General features: G+C 39.2%; 3 protein-coding genes. 2 read left to right on the top strand and 1 reads right to left on the bottom strand.

What is annotated here, in order from left to right:
- Both E1176_RS02830 and E1176_RS02825 read left to right on the top strand, forming a co-directional pair.
- Positions 1–1,021, top strand: a 1,021-nt coding sequence (locus tag E1176_RS02830) for a dihydrolipoyl dehydrogenase family protein (protein ID WP_155209064.1), incomplete at its 5' end; no start/stop codon positions are given.
- Between the two features lie 54 nt (positions 1,022–1,075).
- On the top strand, positions 1,076–1,714 hold the full coding sequence (locus E1176_RS02825; protein WP_155209063.1) for a rhomboid family intramembrane serine protease: 639 nt from the start codon (positions 1,076–1,078) through the stop codon (positions 1,712–1,714).
- Here E1176_RS02825 and E1176_RS02820 read toward each other — a convergent pair.
- On the bottom strand, positions 1,671–2,809 hold a 1,139-nt coding region (locus E1176_RS02820), incomplete at its 5' end, for an FG-GAP repeat domain-containing protein (protein ID WP_185152582.1). The genes E1176_RS02825 and E1176_RS02820 overlap by 44 nt on opposite strands.

Raw genomic sequence — 2,809 nt, 5'->3', positions numbered from 1 at the left:
AAAAGGTGATGCTACAGAAATTGAGACCGATAAGGTAATTATTGCTACCGGCTCTAAACCAGCAGACCTGCCTTTCGCCAAAATTGATAAGAAGAGAGTAATCTCTAGCACAGAAGCGCTTGAACTTAAAGAAATACCAAAACATATGATCGTAATTGGCGGTGGTGTGATTGGGATGGAACTAGGTTCTGTTTACGCTAGAATTGGAGCCAAAGTAACCGTGGTTGAGTATATGGATAAAATCATACCTACTATGGATGGCACCATGGGCAAAGAGCTTACTAAGGCGACTAAAAAGCTTGGTATAGATTTCAAAGTAAGTCATAAGGTTACTTCTGTTGAGACGAAAGGCAAAGAAGTAGTAGTCAAAGCTGAGGACAAAAAAGGTAACGAGATAGAGATAAAAGGTGATTACTGCCTGGTAGCCATCGGTAGAAAGCCTTATACAGAAGGGCTTGGGTTAGAAAACATAGGCCTTGAGACCAACGAAAGAGGTCAGATAGAAGTTGATGACCATTTAAAAACTAAGGTGGATAATGTGTATGCCATTGGTGATGTTATTAGAGGAGCTATGCTTGCTCACAAAGCAGAAGAAGAAGGCACTTTAGTTGCAGAACAGTTGGTTGGTCAAAAGCCGCATATCAACTACAGATTAATCCCGGGCGTGGTTTATACATGGCCTGAAGTGGCAAGTGTAGGTTATACCGAAGAAGAACTTAAAGAGAATGGCACAGCGTATAAATCCGGATCGTTCCCATTCAAAGCTTTAGGTAGAGCAAGAGCAAGTATGGATACTGACGGAGTTGTAAAAATCCTTGCCGATAAAAAGACAGACGAGATCCTAGGGGTGCATATCATAGGAGCCCGTGCTGCCGATATGATAGCGACAGGCGTTACGGCTATGGAGTATCGTGCTTCGGCTGAGGACATCGCAAGGATGTCTCACGCTCACCCTACTTATATGGAGGCATTTAAAGAAGCCTGTTTGGCGGCAACCGAAAACAGACCAATCCATATTTAAAATTTCATTTCATAAAGGCGATAGGATTATTCTATCGCCTTTTATTTTTGCTGTATGTCAATATCGCTCACACTTATATTTGTTATAGGCACTTCCATCATAAGTATTTATGCATGGCAAAACCAAGACTTAACCAGGAAATGGATATTTAATCCGTATTCCGTTAATAAGTATGGGCAATATTATAGGTTCATCACTTCAGGCTTTTTGCATGGCAGCTGGCTACACCTGATATTCAATATGCTTGTACTCTGGATGTTTGGAGAACAGGTAGAAGCCATTTTCAGTGCTATTTACGGGCCTGTAATTGGCAAAGTGATTTTTGGTGCATTATATCTCATAGGTATTATCGTTTCTGATATTCCAACTTTTTTCAAGCATAGACATGCAGCTTATTATAATGCACTAGGCGCATCGGGGGGAGTTTCTTCAATTCTATTTAGCTCCATTTTATTTAATCCAAATCAGGAGCTTTGCTTGTACGGGTTACTTTGCTTACCTGGTATTATTTGGGGTGTTATTTATATCATATATTCTTTTTATATGGGTAGACAACAGTCAGATAATATAAATCATGATGCGCACTTATATGGTGGTCTTTTCGGAATTGTATTTACAATAATTGCCTTCCCATCAGTAATACCACATTTTATCGAACAGCTAATGCAGCTGAAGCTTTTTCAGGCAAATTGATTCGCCAGACACTCAGGGGGCCGTCATTCTTTGTGGCCAGTAAATATTTGTTGCCTTGAAAATTTAAAAGCGCCAGGCTTTTCACATTACCATCGACAAATAGATTTACCTCATCGTTTGTTTTCACTTGATAGTTATTTTCTCCGTTAGAAATTAAAACAGTACCCAGACTACTGTCAAACCTGGGGGTCTCAGGTTCTGTATCGTAAATACTACCTGCAACTATCAAATCTTCCACGTCATCGTCATTCAGATCAATCGCAATAGATGATAATATCGGTCCAAGCTGCGCATCAAATGGTAGGTATTGAATGTCAAACGATTCATCCCCCTCATTTATTAAAATCAGACTCCTTGTTTCAGTAATTTCAGCCTGATAAGCACTCATGAGACGATCGCCATATACGTCATAAATCGAAGCATTGGCAAACGCATCATAGGTTCTAAACTTCTGAGCAATAAATGGCATTTGTTGAGATGAGCACTCTCGACCCCTTAAGGGCACATAATCACCATTAGATTTATTGCTTAACACGAGGTCCCAAGTTCCATTCATATCGAAGTCTTCTGCAAAAACTTTAAGTGGTTTGTCAACAGTTGCTTTGTATTTTGTATTGCTTCCTATATTTCCGATGATATAATCAGGAAGTCCATCGGCATTTACATCAGTCTCTGTAACACTAAACCACAACCCTTTTAGTTTGGCTAACTCATCGGTTAACGTCAACCTTTCGAAGGCACCTCCAACATTTTTATAAAATCCTATTTGTGACCATTCGCCCACTACAATTAAATCGATCCACCCATCTGAATTAAAATCAGTAGCTACTGCATCATTAACTATTCCAAATTGATGTAAATCCGGCATTACCTCACTTGAAACATCCAAGAATCTACCTTCACTATGCTTCAATAATTGTGATTTAGCATACTTCGGATACTTTTGTGGCTCAATTCTATTGCCGATGAATAAATCATCTTTTCCATCCCTATCATAATCTAAAACGGCTATAGTTCCGGTACTCTCATTGTCTTGCTCTATAATTAATTTAGAAGTGGCTTTTAGATTTCCTGCTCCATCATTTTCATATAACC

Origin of the sequence: Fulvivirga aurantia (assembly GCF_009711475.1) — a bacterium.
In the GTDB taxonomy this organism is placed as follows: Bacteria; Bacteroidota; Bacteroidia; order Cytophagales; family Cyclobacteriaceae; genus Fulvivirga; species Fulvivirga aurantia.
This window is presented reverse-complemented; position numbering and strand designations above follow the sequence as displayed.

Excerpts from the sequence above, each read along its gene's own strand:
- E1176_RS02825 (WP_155209063.1), top strand. The coding sequence starts at position 1,076 with ATGTCAATATCGCTCACACTTATATTTGTTATAGGCACTTCCATCATA.